We start from the raw sequence: 20325 nt of genomic DNA on the forward strand, positions 1-20325 counted from the left end.
CGCTGCTCCATTCCCACGTAGTGGACGAGGCGACGAGTCCGCTCCTCCATTCCCGCGTAGTGGACGAGGCGACGAGTCCGCTCCTCCATTCCCGCGTAGTGGACGAGGCGACGAGTCCGCTCCTCCATTTCCACGTAGTGGACGAGGCGACGAGTCCGCTCCTCCATTTCCACGTAGTGGACGAGGCGACGAGTCCGCCGCAGTCGGCATCTTGGCTAGGGACTCGTCGCCTCGTCCACTGGCTAGGGACTCGTCGCCTCGTCCACTACCGCCTCGTCCACTACCGCCTCGTCCACGACCGCCTCGTCCGAAACGCAAGGTGCCACGAATTACGAGTGCACCCACCGTGGGGTAAGCATCCTGCTTGCCATCAAACCGCCGTCGCAAGCAGCGAAGCTCACGCCGCTTCGGCGGCGATTTCGGCTGACACTTTGTCGGCGATCGGCGCCAAGTGCTTTTCAAAGCGACGCCATTTTTCCACCGAGGATCGGTACATCGGTTGACGCACCTGCCACTTACTCGGCGTGTGCACGGCGCGATCGTTGGAATGAAATTGAAGACAGGCGTCGTCCCACTGCAATCCACAATGACGGATCAATTCGCGGCTGTGGGTCTCCGGATCCGCAACCAGCGACTCGTAGTCGTTGGTGTGAATGTTGATCGGCAAGACACGTTCCCAGTGCGCCATCAACCGTCGGTAGTTGCGATGATAATGGACCAGTTGATCCAGGTCGCAAAACGGGGCGTTCAGGTTTTGGCAATAACACGACACGAACACATCCATCGGATTGCGGCGGCAATGAATCACCGTCGCACCGGGAAACAGCGTTGCGATCAATCCGAGATGCATGAAATTGGTCGGCATCTTGTCGGTCACATGTCGCTCCCCGGTGCGGAATCGATCCAAATGTTCCAGGTACCGAGCGGCATGTTGATTCAACTCACTCGGATCCATGGCTCCCAACAACTCCGGGTAGCGACTCCACGCCGCCTGATGAACGGTTGCCGGGGAATGCAACCGCGACATCTCCTGCCGAATTTGGTTGATGTGATTCAACTCCCCCGCACCGGCGATGTCGGGATGGCTGCTCAGGATCTGTTCGGTCAGCGTCGTGCCCGAACGCGGCATCCCGACAATAAAGATCGGTGTTCGGCTCGGATTGCCCGACCCATGCATGGAACGAAAAAAATCTGCCGTGTAGTGCCGTGTCGCATGTTGGGTGAAGGCTTCAAACCAGGGTTCGTCCGCCGACGACACGGACGGCACCGCTGCCGCTCTTGCTGTCGGTGTCGCTCTCGTCTTGCCCGGCCTGTTGGCAGGCATGGACTTCAATCGATTCGCCCGATCGTAGTGTTTCCAAGCCCGATCGAAATCGCCGATGTCGTCGTACACCTTGGCGATCGCAAAGTTCAGGTAAACCTGTTTCTGTCTCGCCTGGCCGACTTCGCGGAGCTGCTGTTCCAATTGCTCCAGGTAACGTCGCGTCGGACCGCCGGGTCGGAAACGTTTCGCGCGTGCATAGCGAAAATGGGCTTCGGCCCGTTGCGGATCCAACCGGATCGATTGTTCGAATTGCCCGAGCGCGAGTTCGATTTCTCCGAAATCGACATTGGCGCTGGCCAGATCGTTGAACGCTTTGGCCGACGTCGGGTCCAAATCCACGGCCCTCTGGAATGAGATTCTGGCGGCCGAATGGTCCAACAGCTGTTGTTGCAGACGCCCTTGCATCAACAAGCTTTGGCTGGTGGGTGCGGACGCATTGACGATCCGATAACACTCCAATGCCTCCTGCCGCAACCTGTGCTGTGGCAGATACATTCGTTTTCGCCCTAGCATGACGGCCCGCCGATCCAACAGACGGGCGAGGGCAAAATTCAGCTTGGGTGAACGGCGATCACGTATCAGTGAAACACGCAGGGTATGGATCGCGTCCTTGAGTTGACGCTGGCGGGCGTGCAACCGTGAAAGCGCGAGCGCCGAGTCATGTCCGCCATCGTCAAACAAGATGCCGCGCTCATAATACTCCGCGGCCTGCTCATCCTGGTCATCGCTCTCGGCAATCCGCCCCAACCATTTCCAACAGTCGGGCTGGTTCGGATCCAGACGAACCGCCTGGTCAAAGGCATGCCTGGCTCGGCCGGTGTCTTGACGAACCAACCAAGCGTAACCGGCAAGTCGATTCGCAACGGGGTCGCGCGCGAAGGACTCGCCATCTCTCTGCAACAACTCCAGCGTCTTTGCGGTTTGCCGATGCACCAGCGACGAAGCCGCCACGACATGCAGGGCTTGCATGTCCAGTGCGTTGCTGGAAAGCCGTTGCTGCGACCGTTGAATGATCACTTCATTGGACTGCCGAACCGATTGACCGGAGCGGCTGCAGATCGACTCCAGCACCTCGTTCAGAACGTCGCGGTCCACTTCAATCGCAGGACGGGGTGGTGACAGGGTGTTGAGATACATACCGGTGATGTTGACGCGTTAATCGTGACACTGCGTTCTCGAACACCGATTCGAGAACCTTGCGAATCCAGACAAACTTCCTCTGCGGCGTGACCAATTCATCGCCCCGCACCTGCGGCCTTTTTAAGGTCCCGTGTAGTAATACTCGTAGTAGTAATACTCTGACCCAGATTCGTAATACCCCTCGTCGTACGCGCCACTATTATAGTAATAGGGATCGTAATTTGGATCATCCGCCGGATCGACCATGTCATCGTCTTGGTCGTCGGAAATGCCATCGGCCGTCAACGCAAAGCTGACGTTCGTGACGGGCGCGGTCCCGACCGCAATGGCGGTGAAGCGAAGGATGTATTCGCCCTGCTGCAACCAGGCCATCGTGCTGCGGGTGACCCCGGCATGCGCCACCGCCACCATCTTGATCTCTCGGGTGTGGGCATCGTAGACCGTCAACCGGACGGCCTGATCGGCGTCCGCGCTGGCGGCATTCAAATCGAATCGATAGAGCCGCGTTTTTCCAGCCGTCCAACGAATGAATTTATCCGACTCGCCCGTCAAATCGCCGCTAGCCAGATCATTCATCTGCGCTTGCGGGGACTCAAATTCTGCGATCGCCACATAGTTGCCTGCGTCGACCGTTGAGTTGGGGTCGACGCTGACTTTGACATAGTAATCTTGCGACGCCTCGGGTTGCGCGACTTCGACGGTGAAGGTCCCGTCACCGCGCAGCCTGGCGTTGGCTCCGACGGCTTGCCCCTGCGCATCCACCACACTCAATCGCACGTCGGGCCGAACCGCTCCGACGCCCGCGACATGCACCACCAAGCGCCCCTCGATCGTCGCAGGTGAGGTGATTTTGAAGTAGTCGACGTCCGCTGAGGATGATACCGAAGACTGAATTTCATAACGCTTCGTTTCGGGTGTTTCGCTCGGAACCGGTTCGATTGCGTTGGCCAGATGGTCGTCCAATCCGAGTTCATCGTCGATCAGATCGAAATTGGCGAACAACGTGTCCGGCCCCGAATCGTAGGCACCCGGATGAAGATCGCCGGCGCGCTCCAATTCGCTGCGATAATCGACTTCGATCCAATAGTCACCGACGGCATAGACATCACTTGCATCGACGGCGGAGACACGCAGATAGAGTTCGTCGAGGTTGGCGATGCCGGTGATCGTCAGTTCGTTATCGTTTTCGAATACCGAAACGGCACTGGATTGATCGATCACCTGTCCGACGGAATCGAGCACCTCCAAGCGTGACTGCAACAGGCTGACGCCGGAGGCACGCACACGGACGGTCACAGAATCCGTGCCGGCAATCGGAACAATCTTGTAGTAATCGACGTCGGTACCGGCGGACAAACTGCCGCGTGATCGGATCACTTCGGTCTGATGATCCAGCCCGACCGGCGTCGGAATCAGCGAGGCGACTTGCAGGGTGCCGTTGTCGATTTGCTCGTACGGGTCACTCCGCTGTCCGTACAGAGCCGTGATCGACGCAATGTCCTCTGCAGCCAACACGCCCTTGGGCACGGTGTATTGCCGGAACATGACAGACCAATCCAGCAAGTTGTCGTCTAGCCCCAGAGTGTTTCCGGTTTCGTGCAACAACAGGCTAAACAGATCACGATCGGCCTCAGCCAGGGTCGCCGGGTCGGGACCCTGGTTGTCGGCCCAATCGTGAAACGTGAACTGCTCGTTTGAGTTGAGCACCAGGTCACCCGAGTAGGTTCCGGCGACAGCCTGAAAGGGAATCGAATTGGCGATCAGACCTTCTTGCGGGAACGCACCGATTCGAAATTCGCCGAAGCGAGGATCGCCGACGAGCATTCCCGGCACCCCGAAGGCGTTGTTGTAATCGTTACGCAGCCCGACGTTGATGTCGGCGTGCACCGCCCAAGTCTGGTAGGCGCGGAGCGCCAGTTCCTGCCATTGGTCACGCTGGGCGACGGTGTCCAACAAGGCGTTGATGTCGTTTTGTTGGCTGCCGATCTGCACGCCGTCGGCCGGAAAGCTGACGGTCAGATCGCGTTGGTTGGGCCACACGTTTCCGAAGACGGCCAACATGCGGCGGTCTTCGAGGGTCTGGAGAGAAGCGGCGGAAACGGTCCGGCCGCGATTGACACATTTCATGTGAGTCGAGTCCTGGTGGTAGGAGAGTGTCAGCGGGTTAATAAAGCTTGAATGTCAACAGGAATCTGTTCGTCGTCGGCGACCTGAGGATGGTGACGTTTGTCACGCCGCGACGTTTCCAAGAACCGTTCAATGACGCGAAATTCTTCGTGATCGCGGATCGATGCCAGGTCCGGATCGTCTCCGATGTTATCGGGCTCATATCCTTGAGCGACCGCTTTGGCCAGCAGAGTGACCGCCCTGCGTTGATTGAACGCTTTACCGATCAAGGCATGAACACAGGCTGCCTGATAAAGCGTTCTCGCGGAGTTCGGATCCTCCATCGCGATCTTCGTGTCCGCCAAGGCCTCTTGCGTGCGGCCGAGACGAACCAGCGAGAGCGCCCGGTCGATCCTGGCAACCTCGTTATTGGGTTGCATTTCGATTACCTTTCCATATACCTCGACGGCTTCTTCATGGCGTCCAAGTTGGACCGCCAGAACCTGAGCGATCAGACGCTGCAGCGCCGGTCGATCGGGATCCAATTGGTGCGCCAACTGGAGATCGACGAGCGCGGCCTCTGGGTCGGTTTTGAATCTCGCGCTGGCCCGATACGAAAGCTCATTAGGATCGTCGCAGGGGACTGACATCGCGGTCAAGAAATCGGCTTCTGCCAGATCTGGCTGACCGAGAGCACGATACGTCTTCGCTCGCTTCAACAGCGTCCAAATGCGATTCGGCGACAACTCCAAAGACCGGTTGAAGCATTCCAACGCTTGTTCGTAACGCTGATTGGCATGGTGCAACAATCCGAGTTGCGACCAAGCACCGACACTTTCCGGATCCAGCTCGATCGCTTTGCGGTAGTCTCGTTCGGCGTTGGCGTCTTCACGCAAATCGAAGTGACAGCGTCCCCTCAATTCACGCAATCTCGCCGAGCCCGGCGCGCGTTCGATCGACTGCGTGAAAGAAAGTTTGGCGTCTTCGACGCGACCGGCGGCGAATTGGGCTCGCCCCAGCATCGTCCATCGCAACGCCGACGGCACACTGTTCCGATCCGCCAGTGCGGCCAGCAAGTCGCTGGCACCCTGGTGATCGTAGCCGGCCAGCAACCGCACCGCTTCCAGATATAACTGCGAATCGGTTCGGGCCGGCGTGTCCTCGGCAATCTTCTGCAACACCCGGTATCGCTCATCATTGCCGGCCAATCGAACCCGCTCGGCTTCCAGAAACAAGCTTGCCCGGCTCGGCTTACCATCTTCCACCGCCTTGGCTGCTTCGATCAGACGATCCAAACGTGCGAAGTCGGTGGACGCTTCTGGGTCAGAAATTCGCAACTGGTCGAGACGCTGTATCTCCAGAATCGCGATGTGCGCGATGTGCCGGAACAGCGTTTCACGGGCGAGTTGTTGCTGCTGTTGATCGAGCTTCGATACCCAGCTCTGCAGCTTCTTTCGGTCCAAGGCGTCGTGCTTTTCCAGCATCGCAACGCCCCGGCTGACGTTCGACTCTTTCTGGCGGTTCGGATCGGCCATCAACGTGGACAGGAACTCAGCCGATTCCTCCGAAAACTGCTCAAAGGCGGCCTGTGACCGCAGCGAGCGATTGTCTTGGAGCGAAACCACCGTCATGTAGGAAAGGGGCACGAGGATCGTGAGCAAGACGGCCGCGACCAGTCCCGACGCGATTCCGCGGGGGTGTCGCCGCGTCCACTTCTTGACCTTCCAAGACTTTGGCTCGGCCGTGTGAAGCAGTGCCAGGTTTTCTTGTTCACGCTGCAACTCGACTTGCAAATCGTCGGCGCTGGCATAGCGCTGATCTGGTTCAAATTGCAGACATCGGTTGACGATGCTCTTCAACCCCGGTCGGACACCGTCGCCGGCTCGCCAGTCCGGTTGCGCGCGTCGGGCTTCGATCGCGGCGTCCAAATCGATCGATGCAATCGACGCGGGCGTCGGATGGGGCAATCGACCGGTGACAAATTCAAACAGCATCACGCCCAGACCATAGACGTCCGACGCCAAGCCGGGCTGGGTCTGCTGTCCCATCATCGCGCGATAGGTTTCCGGCGACATGTACGGCAGGGTGCCCCCGGCGTGTCGCAGGTTTTGTTGCCCCAAGGTTTGGGAAAGATTGAAATCCAACAGCGCCGGTTCACCGTCGTTGCGAATCAACACGTTGCTCGGTTTGAGATCGTTGTGCAACACGCCGCGGGCATGGGCATGAGCCAATGCGCCGGCAAGCCGTTGAAACAAGCAGATCGCCAATGCCTCGCAGTCCAACGTGCGAAACGCTTCCAACGGTCGAGTTCCGGCCTTGTCCTCGGCGGCGGGAACCAGGGGCGCCGGCTGGGCGTCGGCCGCAGCGCCGGATCCGTCCTCGCTAAGAATCGTGGTTTTGCCGATTCGCTCCCGCACCGTCCGGATCAGACTTTGGCCGCCGCGCTGCGAAACATCGGTCTTGTCCTTCAAAAAGTCATGCAGCGTCACGCGACCGGCATAGGGCATGCAGATCACCGATCGAGACAGGATTTGATGGAAGGAGTAGATCGGGACGATGTTGGTGTGTTGGAGCAACGCCATGTACTCCGGCTCGGCCAGCGTCTCGGTCACGATCTTCAACACCACAAACCGGTCGGCCAGATCCACTTGAGTGGCCAAGTAGACGCGGCTAAAGGCGCCCTCCCCGATCTTCTGGACCAGATGAAACCCGGCTTCGGCCAACGCAAATTCAAACGTCGCATCGGGCGACGGGTCGGAACGCAACTTGGCGGTGCGTGCGTGCGTTTGGTGAACCGACGTCTCCCGCATCAGTTCCTGGAACCAGTGCTCCCGGTTGACCCCCGGCAGCCCCCGCCAACGCATCACCGAAACGGGGTGCCCCTTGGCCGCACGCGAGCGATAATCCTCGAACGCGATTTCGGCGACGCGTTTTGGACGGTCTTGCAAGATCGTGAACCGATCCAAATACTCCCCAAGCTCGATCGACAGACCACGCTCATAGCGCAGTTCGATGTCGATACGAATCAATTCGACAATCGCTTCCTCATCGTCGCTCAGGCCATAGGCCGCGAGCAGCTCTTCGATTTTGGATTGCGACTGCAGTGACCACGTTTCCTCAAATTGATCGATCGCGTCTTCAAGTCGATCGAAAGTGCCTCGATTGATCATCCGGTTCTGAACCTAGGCGTGTCAAAGGTTGGAATCGTCCGTCATGTTACGACCGATTGAATCGTTGCAATGAAGAGCAGCGAAGGGACAGGAACCCCGCCACAGAATTAGCAAAAAAAGATGCCGCGTGTAAAAGGGAATTCGGATCGCCCACCCCTCGCCGGCACTGAAACCTCACCGGTACGGAAACCTGACTGCAGTAGTCCAGGTGTCGCCGGGATGCGATCATCGTCGCCGGCGGCGGACGGCGCTACGATTCATCCAACAGCGATTCGGCCAACAACTCGCGACTCTTCTGCAGACTCCGCTCGACCGTGCGGCGACTCCTGCCGGTCAGGTCGCGAATCTCGTCAATACTGTGACCCTGGATCCGCAACGACAGGATCTTGCGGTGCAGCGGACGAAGCAACTCGAGCGACTCTTGAATGCAAACCTGAAGAAACTCGGCCGAAGCCAGGTCGATCGCCGACCCCAGCCCATCAAGCTCCGCGTCCAAGGGCACGTTGCGACTCGCGTCGCGACGTTTGGCCGAATGATGGCTGGCCTTGTTGCTGAGCTTTCGGACGGCAATCACCGCCAACAAATTCCAAAGCGTCGTTCCCGGAGGCGCGTCATAGTTGCCCGACTGCATCCCGCGAAACATGCTCTTGAACACCGACTGCACGATGTCTTCCGGCTCGGTCATCGCGCTCAAACGCGCCCCGAGTTTGGAACGCACCAGCCCGAAGACCCGTCGCGCGTAACGATCATACAACGCTTCGGCAGCATCCTCGTCGCCATCCCTCACCATCACGACAAGTGACTTGTCGGTCGGAGTGAACTCGATCGGATCGGGGGACGCTGGACTCACGACTTGATCTGTTGTTGGGTGTTGATCGCGGAACGGATTATCAAACCATAACCGCCAACGCCCCAAACTCAACCGTCACTCCCCCATTGCCGTGGGCGAGTCTTGCACCGGGCAAGCGCGGTCATGAACTACTTACTACATCAGTAAGAATGCCCCGTCACAACCGCGCCTGCACCTGTGCAAGAAACTGCAACTATGCAAAAAACACCTGCCCAGCTTGCCCCTCCAAACCACGAGTAGCCCCCCAAATCATTCGGACGATCTGGTCCCGAGTCTGTATCGCTGGACAGGCTCACAGTGGATCAACAGAACCACATGGTTCCCGCCACCGATTTTGGCGATTTTCAATTTCTTTTTTTCCAACGCATGGCAGCGTCAACGCGTTCACCCCGACGCATCAACGGCCTGTCGATGAAGCCCGCCTGCGCAAGCAAGCAAGGGGACAGGCGGCGCCCGTCGCAATCGCGTCACACCGGATGGGATCGCGTTGAATTCGGAAGATCGACTCAATCGACAGGCCGTCAAAGAGCCGTCAAGAATGTCCGCGCGGCAAACGATAGCGGACCGGCCGCCCAACGTGTTTCGCCGTCAGTTCGGCGAATAAAAAACGCGTCTGGGACATTGGGGCAAAATATCCCAGACGCTTGGTGCGAGCTGTGCTCAGCACCCTCCACAAGGCTAGTAAATGGGGAAACCCAAGTCGAGTCCCAAGTGGGGGGCTTTTTGAAAAAGGAGAAAAAATTCATCAACCCGCACCGTGTTGCCAGACAAATCATTGACCTGGCAATTCAGAATTCTCGTTGGCCGATCGCGTCGACCTGTGCCCCGTTAACGCTGGCGTTGCAACAGCGCGCCGAAAATCGCCGAACGAAGCTCGTCCGGCGTCGTAATGATCCGCCGTGTCGGCGGCGATGTCCTGGCCGAACGCTGCAACTGCGCACCACCCGGTATCGCCGACGGTCCGCGAACCGTTGGCCCAATGTCTCCAACGCCACGCGGCCGCGTCGCGTAAGGATCGGCGTAGGGATCGGCGGAAACCGGAGCCCCGATAGCAGGTCCCCATACCGATCGCGGCTGTTGATCAAATCGATGGTCGATGATCGCCACCGGACGCCCACGCTTGGCACTGCGTAGCTGTTGCAGGTAGCGAATCTCGTAAACCAACCGCCCGTAGGCTTCATAGACCGCCAGCCAACTCTCTTCCAGATGCGGCTCGGGCGGATAAAGAGGATCGCCGAAGAACGTCAACTCCACCCGCGCATGCAAGGCATCGGTCGTGACGAACCGACCGATCAGCCGATCGAAACGTGCCGGATCGCGGGCCGCCGATTTCAAATCGCTGGTGCTGTCTTCCAAATCATCGACCAGCCGCTCGACGCTGCTGCGAATCTTGGGCGTCCGCAACACCACCCGTTCAAAGTCACGCACCGCGTCACGGTAATCGCTGGCCGCGGCGTAAATCGGTGTGTTGCCCCCAGCCTCGACCCCGCGCGGCGCGAGGAAGACGAAAAAAAGACCGGCAAACGCAGCCGTCCAATTGCTGACGATTCGATTCACTTGAAGCTCTCCGCGATGAGTGTTCTTGATTACCACCACGCCGTGCATTGCGCGTGCCGAGTCGTCGCGAAGATCGCACGCGACGCAGAAATCACGGTGTTTATTGCCGCAATGCCGGCCACACCGCGATGGCGAAGCGGCGTCAATTCGACGGCACCGGATCTCAGAAGGGGACACACCACCACCAATCGGGGTGACGATCTGCCCCAGGGGATCCTCCGACTTTGTCTTGCAGTCATCCGCGCCCTGGCGGTATACCGGGGAGAATGGAGGGTTCGGGTTGTCCGAATCCATGAACAACATCAGCGAAAAGGACTTCGCCGTGGAAATCCGACTTGATGAAATAGCCCTGATGGTTGGCGGGACGCTCCACGGTGACGGGACGTTGATTTGCAGCGGTGCCAACCCGCCGGATCAGTCGACGTCGAGCGAAATCACCATGCTGGTCGGCCAGCACCCGTCGGCGAATTTGGCGTCCTCCAAGGCCATGGCGGTCCTCTGTGCCGAACGAATTGATTCAGACCTACGCCCCCAAATCATCGTCGCCGATCCCCGCGCGGCCTTCGCGACCGTGGTTTCCCAGTTCCGTCCCCCGATCCCGGTTTCACTTCCCGGTGTGGGCGTCGATTCATCCGCGGCGATCGCCAACTCGGCCAAGATTCATCCCACGGCAACGGTTTGTGCGGACGTGACGATCGGTGAGCGAACGCTGGTGATGCCGAACGTGGTCATCATGCCCGGATGCACCATCGGAGACGACTGTGTGCTGTACCCCGGCGTCACTCTCTACGAATACTCGTCGCTGGGTGACCGTGTGGTCTTGCATGCCGGAACGGTCATCGGGGCTCAAGGATTTGGCTACCGGCAAAAGAATGGTCGCCACCTGCCGTCGGCGCAACTCGGTTATGTTCGCATCGACTCGGATGTCGACGTCGGAGCCGGCGTGACGATCGATCGTGGCAGCTACGGTGCGACGCGAATTGGTGAAGGAACCAAAATCGACAACCAGGTGATGATCGCCCACAACTGCCAGATCGGTCGACACAACCTGATCTGCAGCCAAGTCGGCATCGCGGGTTCCTGTCGCACCGGCGACTACGTGATCCTGGCCGGCCAAGTCGGACTGAAAGACCACATCACCTTGGGCGACCACACGATCGTGGGCGCCAAGGCCGGCGTGATGGATGATTGCCAGGGACATCAGGTCTATCTGGGATCGCCGGCGATGCCGCAGCGCGACCAGATGCAAATCTTTGCGATCGAACGCAAGTTGCCCGAGATGCGTCGCGAACTGAGAACCTTGCGAAAGCGACTCGACGCGATGACCGAGCAGCTTGCCGAGGGAGAAACCGATTCGGGTCACTCTGGTGTGGGGCGAGCGGCATGATCCAGCGTCGTGGATACGGGCGAGACTTGATTCGCAACGTCTTGCCCGGCTTTTCATCTTCGTCAGATCCCCAAGACCAGCCGCCGATCGGACTGATCGCCGGCTGGGGCAGTTTCCCCGTCGAAGTCGCCGAGCATGTGATCGCCAGCGGTCGACGCGTCTGCTGCATCGCAATCACCGACCACGCGTCCACGGATCTGGAATCGATCTGCGACCATGTGAAATGGTCCGGTGTCGGAAAGATCGGTGCGCACATTCGATACTTTCGACGCCACGGCATTCGCCAAGTGACGATGGCCGGCAAATTGTTCAAGTCCGAATTGCTGTTTCAAGGCAGCGTCTGGATCAAGCATTGCCCCGACTGGACCGCGATCCGTACCTTCGGTCCTTGCCTGCTGGGCAATCGCCCCGATTCACGCGACGACAGTTTGCTGTTGGCCGTCACCAACACCTACGCAAAACATTCGTTGAACATCTGCCCCGCCACCGACTTTGCCCCGGAGCTGCTCGTGGACCAAGGCCATTTGATCGGAACACCCCTGACACAAAAACAAACGCGCGACGCTGAGTTCGGTTGGCAAGTCGCCAAGCAGATGGGCGGCATGGACATCGGCCAATCGATCACCATCAAAGACGGCACGGTCCTGGCCGTCGAAGCGGTCGAGGGAACCGACGAGTGCATCGCGCGAACCGGGACGCTGTGCCGCCGCGGCGGATGGACATTGGTCAAAGTCAGCAAGCCGAATCAGGACATGCGATTTGACGTCCCCACGATCGGTCCCCAAACGGTCACCCGCGTAGCCGAAAACGGCGGCACCGCGATCGTGATCGAAGCCGACAAAACGATCCTGGTCGAGCGCGAAGAAACCTTCCGTCTGGCAAAGCAACACGGGATCACCATCGTCGCCCTCGCCCAACCCCACGCGATCGCCGCCGCGGCGTGAACCGCAACGGATGAACGCGACACCGGGTTTCGGTTGGTTCAATCGACTTGCCGAAGGGCATCGCGTCTCATGACGTCGATGGGACAAATAGGACGTAGGGGACGAAGACGACGCATGTGTCCCACAGGCCCCCTGCGCGGATCCATCTTCCTACCCAAAAAATCTTCCTACCCAAAAAATCTTCCTACCCAAAAAATCTTCCTACCCAAAAAATCTTCCTACCCAAAAAATCTTCCTACCCAAAAAATCTTCCTACCCTCTGATCAAGCCCTAGCGCGACCGGAAGATCTCGCTGGTCAGGACCTCGATCACGATCGTTCGTAGCCCGGCCTCCTTGTCTGCCTGGACTCGCGCTGCCAGGTCGTCGATCGCGAAGCGGTCTGTCACTTCCATCTGACGGCCCGTCGCGTAGGTGAGTAGTTTCTCGATCAGGCTGCGCGTGAATTGGTCTTGTCGGCTCGCTCGCAAGACGGCTTTGAAACTCGAAAAGTCACCAAACGTTTCTCCCGACGGCAGCTTTCCCGATGGATCGATCTTAGCCGCGGAACCCTTACCCTTGGGCTTCGGGTACTTCGCCCGCCAGCGTCCGATCGGATCATAGGTTTCCAGCGCGAAGCCGAGCGGGTCGATGTTTCGATGGCAGACGAAACACGTTTTGTCTTCGCTGTGTCTAGTCAACTTCTCGCGAATCGTCTTCGCTCCACTGACATCGGCGTCGATCGAGGGCACTTCGTCCGGTGGCGGAGGCGGGGTGATGCCGAGGATGTTTTCCATCACCCACACACCGCGTGTCACCGGCGAGGTGTCGACGCCGTTGGCGCTGACGGTCAACACACCCGCCATCCCCAAAACGCCTCCACGCTGTTTGTTGCCGGCCAGACTGACACGTTGAAAGCCGTCGGCCAGACGGAGCGTTTTTTGTTCGGGCAACCCGTACAACTTAGCGAGCTTCTTGTCGACAAAGGTGTAATCGGCGTCCAAAAAATCGCTCACCGGACCGTCGTTGTCCAACAGATGCCGAAAGAACCGTCTCGCTTCCTGCTTCATCGACTCCGGCAAGTTTTCGGCGTAATACTGTGGGGCGTCTTTGCGCGGCGGCGGCAGATTGCCGATGTTGCGAAGGTTCAACCAGCTATCGGTAAATCCACTGACGAACGCATCGGAACGTTCATCATCGAGCATTCGCACGATCTGCTTATTCAACTCGCCAGGCTCGGTCAGCTTGCCCTCGTCCGCTGCGGCGAAAAGTTCCTCATCCGGTGGCGCTGCCCACAATGCATACGACAGACGCGACGCGAGATCGTGGGGTCCGAGTAACGTTTCCTGTTCCGGAGTGATTTCGCTGAGGTAAAGAAACGAGGGTGAGCACAGCATCATCTTCAACGTGTCCAAGGCGGCCTGCCGCGGCGTCGCATCGTCTGACAATCGCTGCTGATAAAACGTCTCGATCCGATCGCGATCGGAATCGTTCAACGGGCGCCGGTAGGCACGCCGTCCGAACGCCAACAGCTGCTCGAGCGCATGATCGGCCTGAAAACCTTTCGGTCCAAACACGGCGACCTGTTCGTTCCCGCCGTGTGGTTCCTCGATCGGACCGTGGACCTTGATCTCCCCGATCCGGATGTGGGGCAATTTGCCTTCGCGAAGGATGTGGGTTCGGCTGACACCGGCATTGTATTTCTTGGGGTCGAACTCGTCCTTGTAGCGTTGGTTGACCTCGATCACCGAAGCCCGCGATTCGTAGGGGCCGTTGGGAAAGATAAATCGCGGTGTCTGTCCGGCTTCGAGCCAAACGCGGAACGTCAACCATTCCGGCTGCTCATCCGGCACGATCGCCTGCCCCAGGATCGGTTCGATCGCTTGGGGGTAATGGATGTGTCCCTTTGTGACGTCGCCGGGAACGACGGCCAGTTGAAAGGGCTCGGAAAAGTCGATGCGAAAGATTTTTGGATCGTAGTGGGTGTCGCGGTGCATCGCCTGGGCGTGGACTTCAATGTCGTAAAGTCCCGCGACCGGTACGCCGCTTAAAAAGTCTTCGATGTGCCCGTAGCCGCCCTGCCGCGTGTCGGTGTTGGGCTGTTCGTAGAGACAAAGGTACTCGTAGTTCAACGCGCTTCGGTGCGGGTTGGAGAGTTCTTCGTACTGACGAAAATTGTCGCGAAAGTGCCACGTCTTCGGCTCCATCGCCGGCTTGCCCAGACGAGCTTCCACCAGTCGGTTGGCGGCCTGGAAGTACTGGTCGAGCAGAAAGCCGGACGTCACCAGGGATTCGCCCAGGTTGTCCATGTGGCCGACGGTGTTGTCCTTCGGGAAGTCAGCGGTCAGTCCCAGCGTGTCGACGCGACGATCGAACAGTGTCGCCAGCGTGTTTTCATATTCACGATTGGAAAGCCGGCGCATCACCGTCCGCCCGCCGGATCCCTTCAACCGCTGGCGGGACGCTTCGATGCCGCGGCGCAAGGTGCCCAGCAGTGCCAGACGCTCAGCGTCGGTCGGCTGCGGCGCGTCTTCCGGGGGCATCAGCTTGAGCGTCAGCTGATCGACAATTTCGTCGGCGGTGATTTGTTGCTCGACCGAGGCGAGCGGCAACTTGAACGAGTCAAACTCGCGGTCGCCCTCGGCCGAATCGGCGTCATGACACTTGGCGCAGTATTGACCGAGAAAGTCAGCGACGACCGCCTGGGGCGTTGTCGGCGGTTGGGCGTCGGGTTCCGATTCCGCTGCCCGAAGCGAGGTCCCGGCGGCGACAAACGCGACCGTGAGCCACGCGGCGCGAATCGATCCCCCGCCGAAGCACTCAAAGGAAAACATGATATGCTCGCGATTAGCAGAAGCTGCCGGTACTGGTTCCGAACGACTCCATCTGGACCCCCATCCGCTGGCCGATGTCGACGAAGAGGTTGCAGAGGGGAACCTTTCCGGGGCCATCGCTGGCGACCTTTTTGAATTCGCCGCGACCGTAACCACCGCCGGCCAGCACGATCGGCAGATCGTTGTTGGTGTGCGAATTTCCGTTCCCCATTCCGCTTCCGAACAACACGGCCGTTGAATCGAGCAACGTCTGATCCCCGTCCTCGATGGCGGCGAGTCGGCTCAGGAATTTGCCGAACTGTTCCAGTTGGTAGGTCTCCAGCGTGATCAGGTGCGCGATCGCTTCGTCGTCGTTGCCGTGATGCGAAAGGCTGTGGTAGGACTTGTCGATCCCAAGGTTTTGCGGCAGAAAGCTGCCGCCGATTTCCAAGGTGGCGACGCGTGTCGAGTCGGTCTGTAGGGCCAACGCGATCAGCTCGTACAACAACGGAAGATCCTCGACCGTGTTCCGATTGGCCGGTTTCTCAAACGGGGGCTCCGGCTTGGGCTGGTCGGCCCATTGGCGACGAGATTGCAGACGTTTTTCGACGTCTCGGATCGAGCTGAAGTACTCGTCCAGCTTGGCTTTGTCTTCTCGGTTGACTTGTTTGGAAAGCGCCCCGGCCTCGTCGACGATCGAATCCAGGATCGAAGCCTGCAGCGAGTTTTCCCGGACCATTTCCGAGCGACGTTCTTTCGATTCGGTGACAAACAGCTTTTCGAACAGCTCTGCGGGGCCGGTGATCGGGGGCACGCGGACGCCGGACTTGGTCCAGGAGAGCTGGCAGCCGCCATGGATGCCGCCTTCGGACCCGACGGTGAGCGATGGGAAACGGGTCTGGGGCCCAATTTCATCGGCGATGAACTGGTCAATCGTGACGTTGCCATCGGGCCGTTGCTTGGACTCGTGGTGCAGCACGCCGGAGAGAAATGTGTGGACGGCAAAGTGTCCACCGCGAAGTCCGTGATCGAGCCCACGATAGACGGTGATCTGGTCGCGGTTTTCGGCCAGCGGCTTCAGCAGCGTGGTTTCCTCGAACGTTTTGCCGGGCGTCTCGGGGAAAAACTGTTTCTGTTGAAAGCCGAGCAAGTTACCCACCGCGACGAACCGACGGGCACCCGCACCGGCCCCACGAGACGCCCGAACCGGCAGCGCGTCACTGCCGGTCTCCGCCCGCAACGACGACAGCCCCGGCAGGGCAAGGGATCCGGCAAGGGATTGAAGCACAACACGGCGGGGATGAACTGATTTGTACATGTAGACAGTTTAGCCGAAAGTTTCCGACAAAACCAACATCAGCAGCGGATGCCATAGACCACCCCAATGGCAGCGAACGCCCGCTGCACTCCAGGGTTCGGCAGAGGGTTGTTGAGCTGGCGGACGACGTCAACCGTTGACGATTTCATACGATCCTATGATGGATGAGCGGTCAAAACGTTGGGCCGTGCGTAGTTGATGTCTACCAGAACGGAAACACCGTTTTCGGCGTTAAAAAAAGTGTCGATGTGTTACAATGAAGGTGTCATGACGCATGTCCGACATCACGAAAATTCTCGGCCGAATTGATGCCCGATTGATCCGTGAAGAGTCAACCCAATTGCCCGTCGGCCCGTCGTCTCTATGAACAAGCGATCGCGTTAGACGACGAAGCGTTGCAGCGATCGTTTCTCGACGAGCAGTGCCGCGACGACCCGGCATTGCGGGAGCGGGTCGAGCGTCTCTTGCAAGCGCGTCGAGAACAGACGAGTCATTTGTTGCGTCAAGCCGTCGAGTCTGACAGCAAGGATTGGGACGAGAAACCGACTGAGTTATTCAACCGGAAAACGGAATCAGGTGTGGATCGGTTGTCGACCTCAGGTACGACGACTGACTTTCACGACCCGAGCCGATTCGAACCGCCCTCGATCCCTGCGTACCGTCTGGTACGGGTGATCGGCGAAGGCGGCATGGGAACGGTCTATCTGGCCGAGCAAACCGAACCGATCCGACGTGAAGTCGCTGTGAAGGTGATCAAGCCGGGAATGGATTCCGAGGAAGTGATCGCCCGATTCCAGGCGGAACGTCAGGCATTGGCGATGATGGACCACACGAATATCGCGAAGGTTTATGAAAGCGGTACGACCGAGCGAGGCCGTCCGTACTTTGTGATGGAACTGGTTCGCGGCCTGCCCATCACCAGCTACTGCAAAAAGCACGGACTGAATCTACGCGAACGGTTGGAACTGTGCGTCGATCTGTGCATGGCCGTTCAACACGCCCATCAGCGTGGCGTGATTCACCGTGACCTGAAGCCCACCAATGTTCTGGTCACCGTGCAGGACGACAAACCGATCGTCAAAGTCATCGATTTCGGTGTTTCCAAAGCGCTGCATGGTGAACTGGCCGGAAGAACGCTGCTGACACACGGTTCACAATTGATCGGAACGCCGCTCTACATGGCGCCAGAACAGGCGAGACGGACACACTACGACGTTGACACTCGCGTCGACGTCTATTCGATCGGCGTCGTTCTGTACGAGTTGCTGACCGACACCACCCCCATCGATCGAGAAACGCTCAAGCAGATTGGTATCGAAGAATTCTACAGTCTGCTTGCACGACGGGAGCCGGCTCGGCCGAGCCAGCGCGTCAGTGGTCTGCGGACCGATCAATCGCCGCCAGCGGACCGACTTGTCGATGGCACGGGCTTTGACGCGAAGCTTCTCAAGCGAGAGTTGGACTGGATCGTGATGAAGGCGATCGATCGGGATCGCGAACGGCGTTACGCGTCGGCGAGCGAGTTCGCCGAGGATCTGCGGCGGTATCTCGATGGCGATCCGGTGGAGGCCTGCCCGCCGTCCTGGGCGTATCGGTTTCGCAAAACGGCACGTCAGTACCGGGTTGAACTGAGTGTGTTGGCGTTGGCGATGGCCACCCTGATCGTCATCTCCGGGGTTTCGCTGTGGCAGATGGCGGCGGTGGATGCGGCGCGACGTGAGAGTGAACGACGTGAGCGCCACGCGGTCGAACTTCTGCAGGCGTTGAAGTTGCAGCGCGCCCTGACGACGTTGAGCAACGACAATCTGAAGCGGCTGCATGTCTTGACCACGGACCTTCGCTCGGACCCGCTGCCGACCGACGGGATCTCTCCGCCGCCCGACCTCGCGAACCTGTTGATGAACGTTGCGGTTCGTCCGACCCGAGGCTCCTTCGCCAACTCGTCCGCCGTCAATGGTCTGGCGGTGACGCGAGACGGAACGAAAGCGCTCAGTGTCGACGATCAGGGTGACGTCAAGCTTTGGGATTTGAACGCACCCGATGCCACCGGGCAATGGATCGGATCCTACGAGAAACCGGCTCAAGCGGTCGCGATTTCCCCTGACGGCCGCACCGCAGCGACCGGCAGCAAGTCCCGGATCGTGTCGTTCTGGAACCTGGAAAACGGAATGCTGATTCGCAGTTTACCCCCGCTGGAATCGGGCGTCGAAACGATACGCTGGTCTCCCGACGGCCGGTTTGTCGCCGCCGGTGCCCGTTACAGCCAAGTCTGGGTGGGTGACGCCGAAGGCAATGAATTGTTCCGCATCGACAACGACCATCGACACGAAAGTCTGCTGTTTACATCAGACAGCAAGAAGCTGATTGTTCCGACCCGTGTGGACATCTCCGTTTACGACATGACGTCGGGCAAGAAGATCCGCAGCATCGCCACCCAACCGCTGACGAATGTGCGAACCCTCTGTTTCGCCGGTCGGAATGACCAGTGGCTCGTCGCCGGCGAGCGTTTCAAAGAATCGTTGATCATCCTGGATTTCAAAAGCGGAAAACTGTTGGGACAAGTGCCGCTGGGCGTCTCCTATCCGCGTTCCCTCTGCGCCGCGGGGAACGGCATGTGGCTGCGCGCGAGTTTTTCGGACGGCCGGATTCAGTTGATCCAGCTTTCACCGGCCAACGCAGGAGCTTCGGCGACCGGCCGCGTCGTCTCGCAGATTCTCGCACATCGACCGGCACCGGATCATCGTTTGCCGCTAGCGTCGCTGCCCGGTGACACGTTGTTCGTCTCCGGCGGCCAGGACGGAAACATCCATCGCTGGCACCAACATGACCTTCGATCGACGGAGCTTCGCAAACGGCCCGAATCGGTGTTGGCGAGCTATTTGATCCCGGAAACGGGAAGCGTCTATCACGTTCATCACGACCAGCGGCGACCGTTTGCCGCCCGTTCAAGCATCTTCTCTCCGTCGATCACCAATGCGATGTTCGCCGCTGCGAACGGACAAACGATCTGGATCGTCGCCGCCGCCGACCAACAACCGGTCGCCGAAATTGCTTCGCCGCTCGACCGACATCGCGATGTCGCATTGTCGGCCGAAGGAGACACACTGGTGGCCGGATCCGAGACGCAGGTGTGCGTCTGGAAATCGAACGACGGTTGGAAGTCGCATGAACTGTTGAATCGATTCGAGATCACGCATGACGCACCGCCGGTTCTTTGCGACGGTGGTGAGACACTGATCATCGATGATGCCGCCGGACATCGAGTCCTGGCAATCGATGTTCAATCCGGACAGCAAACCGAGCTTGCGACGGACGTGACCGTGTCCTTCATTTGCCTCGATGCCGATGCAACCCGATTGGGCCTGATTGCTGAGAATCGGATCCAAATCGTTGATCGCCAGACCGCTGCGGTGCTGATCGAGACAGATCAGTACTACGGCATCACGCGATTGTGTTTCAGCGACGACGGCACGACTTTGCTGGAAGGACGCCGCGACGGTCGTGTCTATGTCTGGCATCTGCCGACGCGCCAACGACTCGGACTGCTCTACGAACCCGAGCATTCCGTCGGCACGTTGCTCCGCTGGCAAGTCGCACAGGAAAGCCGTCGTCTAATGCTGGAGTTCGCCAGCGATTACGGCGGCACCGACCTGCTCCTGTTGCCCGGCCAGATGGACCGGAAAGCACAGACCGACCGGTAAGCCCAGACCGTCCCTTAAGCAACAGAGAGGGCGTAACA

Annotated in this window: 10 protein-coding genes; 3 read left to right on the top strand and 7 right to left on the bottom strand. The window is 59.1% G+C overall.

All coding sequences use genetic code 11. The features are described 5' to 3' along the window. Positions 1 to 397: 397 nt before the first annotated feature. The 5 genes from TBK1r_RS36915 to TBK1r_RS36935 form a co-directional block, all read right to left on the bottom strand. Entirely contained in the window at positions 398 to 2419 is a 2022-nt protein-coding gene (locus TBK1r_RS36915) for a tetratricopeptide repeat-containing sulfotransferase family protein (protein WP_419580753.1), read from the bottom strand. 165 nt (positions 2420 to 2584) lie between these two features. Continuing rightward, positions 2585 to 4591, bottom strand: a complete 2007-nt coding sequence (locus TBK1r_RS36920; protein WP_145221294.1) for a matrixin family metalloprotease — start codon at positions 4589 to 4591, stop codon at positions 2585 to 2587. A gap of 29 nt (positions 4592 to 4620) precedes the next feature. Then, positions 4621 to 7740 (bottom strand): serine/threonine-protein kinase, encoded by a 3120-nt coding sequence (locus TBK1r_RS36925; protein WP_145221297.1) that lies wholly within the window; start codon positions 7738 to 7740, stop codon positions 4621 to 4623. Between the two features lie 250 nt (positions 7741 to 7990). Next, positions 7991 to 8590, bottom strand: a complete 600-nt coding sequence (locus TBK1r_RS36930; RefSeq protein ID WP_145221300.1) for an RNA polymerase sigma factor — start codon at positions 8588 to 8590, stop codon at positions 7991 to 7993. 828 nt (positions 8591 to 9418) lie between these two features. Then, on the bottom strand, positions 9419 to 10147 hold the full coding sequence (locus TBK1r_RS36935) for a hypothetical protein (RefSeq protein ID WP_145221303.1): 729 nt from the start codon (positions 10145 to 10147) through the stop codon (positions 9419 to 9421). Positions 10148 to 10427: 280 nt separating this feature from the next. Between TBK1r_RS36935 and lpxD the strand changes: the two genes are divergently transcribed. Further along, positions 10428 to 11534: a UDP-3-O-(3-hydroxymyristoyl)glucosamine N-acyltransferase gene (gene lpxD / locus TBK1r_RS36940; protein WP_419580754.1), complete on the top strand. Its 1107-nt coding sequence runs from the start codon at positions 10428 to 10430 to the stop codon at positions 11532 to 11534. Continuing rightward, positions 11531 to 12478: an LpxI family protein gene (locus TBK1r_RS36945; RefSeq protein ID WP_145221306.1), complete on the top strand. Its 948-nt coding sequence runs from the start codon at positions 11531 to 11533 to the stop codon at positions 12476 to 12478. Before lpxD ends, TBK1r_RS36945 begins: the two co-directional genes overlap by 4 nt. A 270-nt stretch (positions 12479 to 12748) precedes the next feature. Here TBK1r_RS36945 and TBK1r_RS36950 read toward each other — a convergent pair whose 3' ends face one another. Both TBK1r_RS36950 and TBK1r_RS36955 read right to left on the bottom strand, forming a co-directional pair. Next, on the bottom strand, positions 12749 to 15289 hold the full coding sequence (locus tag TBK1r_RS36950; RefSeq protein WP_145221308.1) for a DUF1592 domain-containing protein: 2541 nt from the start codon (positions 15287 to 15289) through the stop codon (positions 12749 to 12751). Between the two features lie 13 nt (positions 15290 to 15302). Beyond that, a complete protein-coding gene (locus TBK1r_RS36955; protein ID WP_145221311.1) occupies positions 15303 to 16586 on the bottom strand; it encodes a DUF1552 domain-containing protein in 1284 nt (427 codons plus the stop codon). Positions 16587 to 16909: 323 nt separating this feature from the next. Between TBK1r_RS36955 and TBK1r_RS36960 the strand changes: the two genes are divergently transcribed. Continuing rightward, positions 16910 to 20287 (top strand): WD40 repeat domain-containing serine/threonine protein kinase, encoded by a 3378-nt coding sequence (locus TBK1r_RS36960; protein WP_145221314.1) that lies wholly within the window; start codon positions 16910 to 16912, stop codon positions 20285 to 20287. Positions 20288 to 20325: the final 38 nt, after the last annotated feature.

The organism is Stieleria magnilauensis (assembly GCA_007753675.1).
In the GTDB taxonomy this organism is placed as follows: Bacteria; Planctomycetota; Planctomycetia; order Pirellulales; family Pirellulaceae; genus Stieleria; species Stieleria magnilauensis.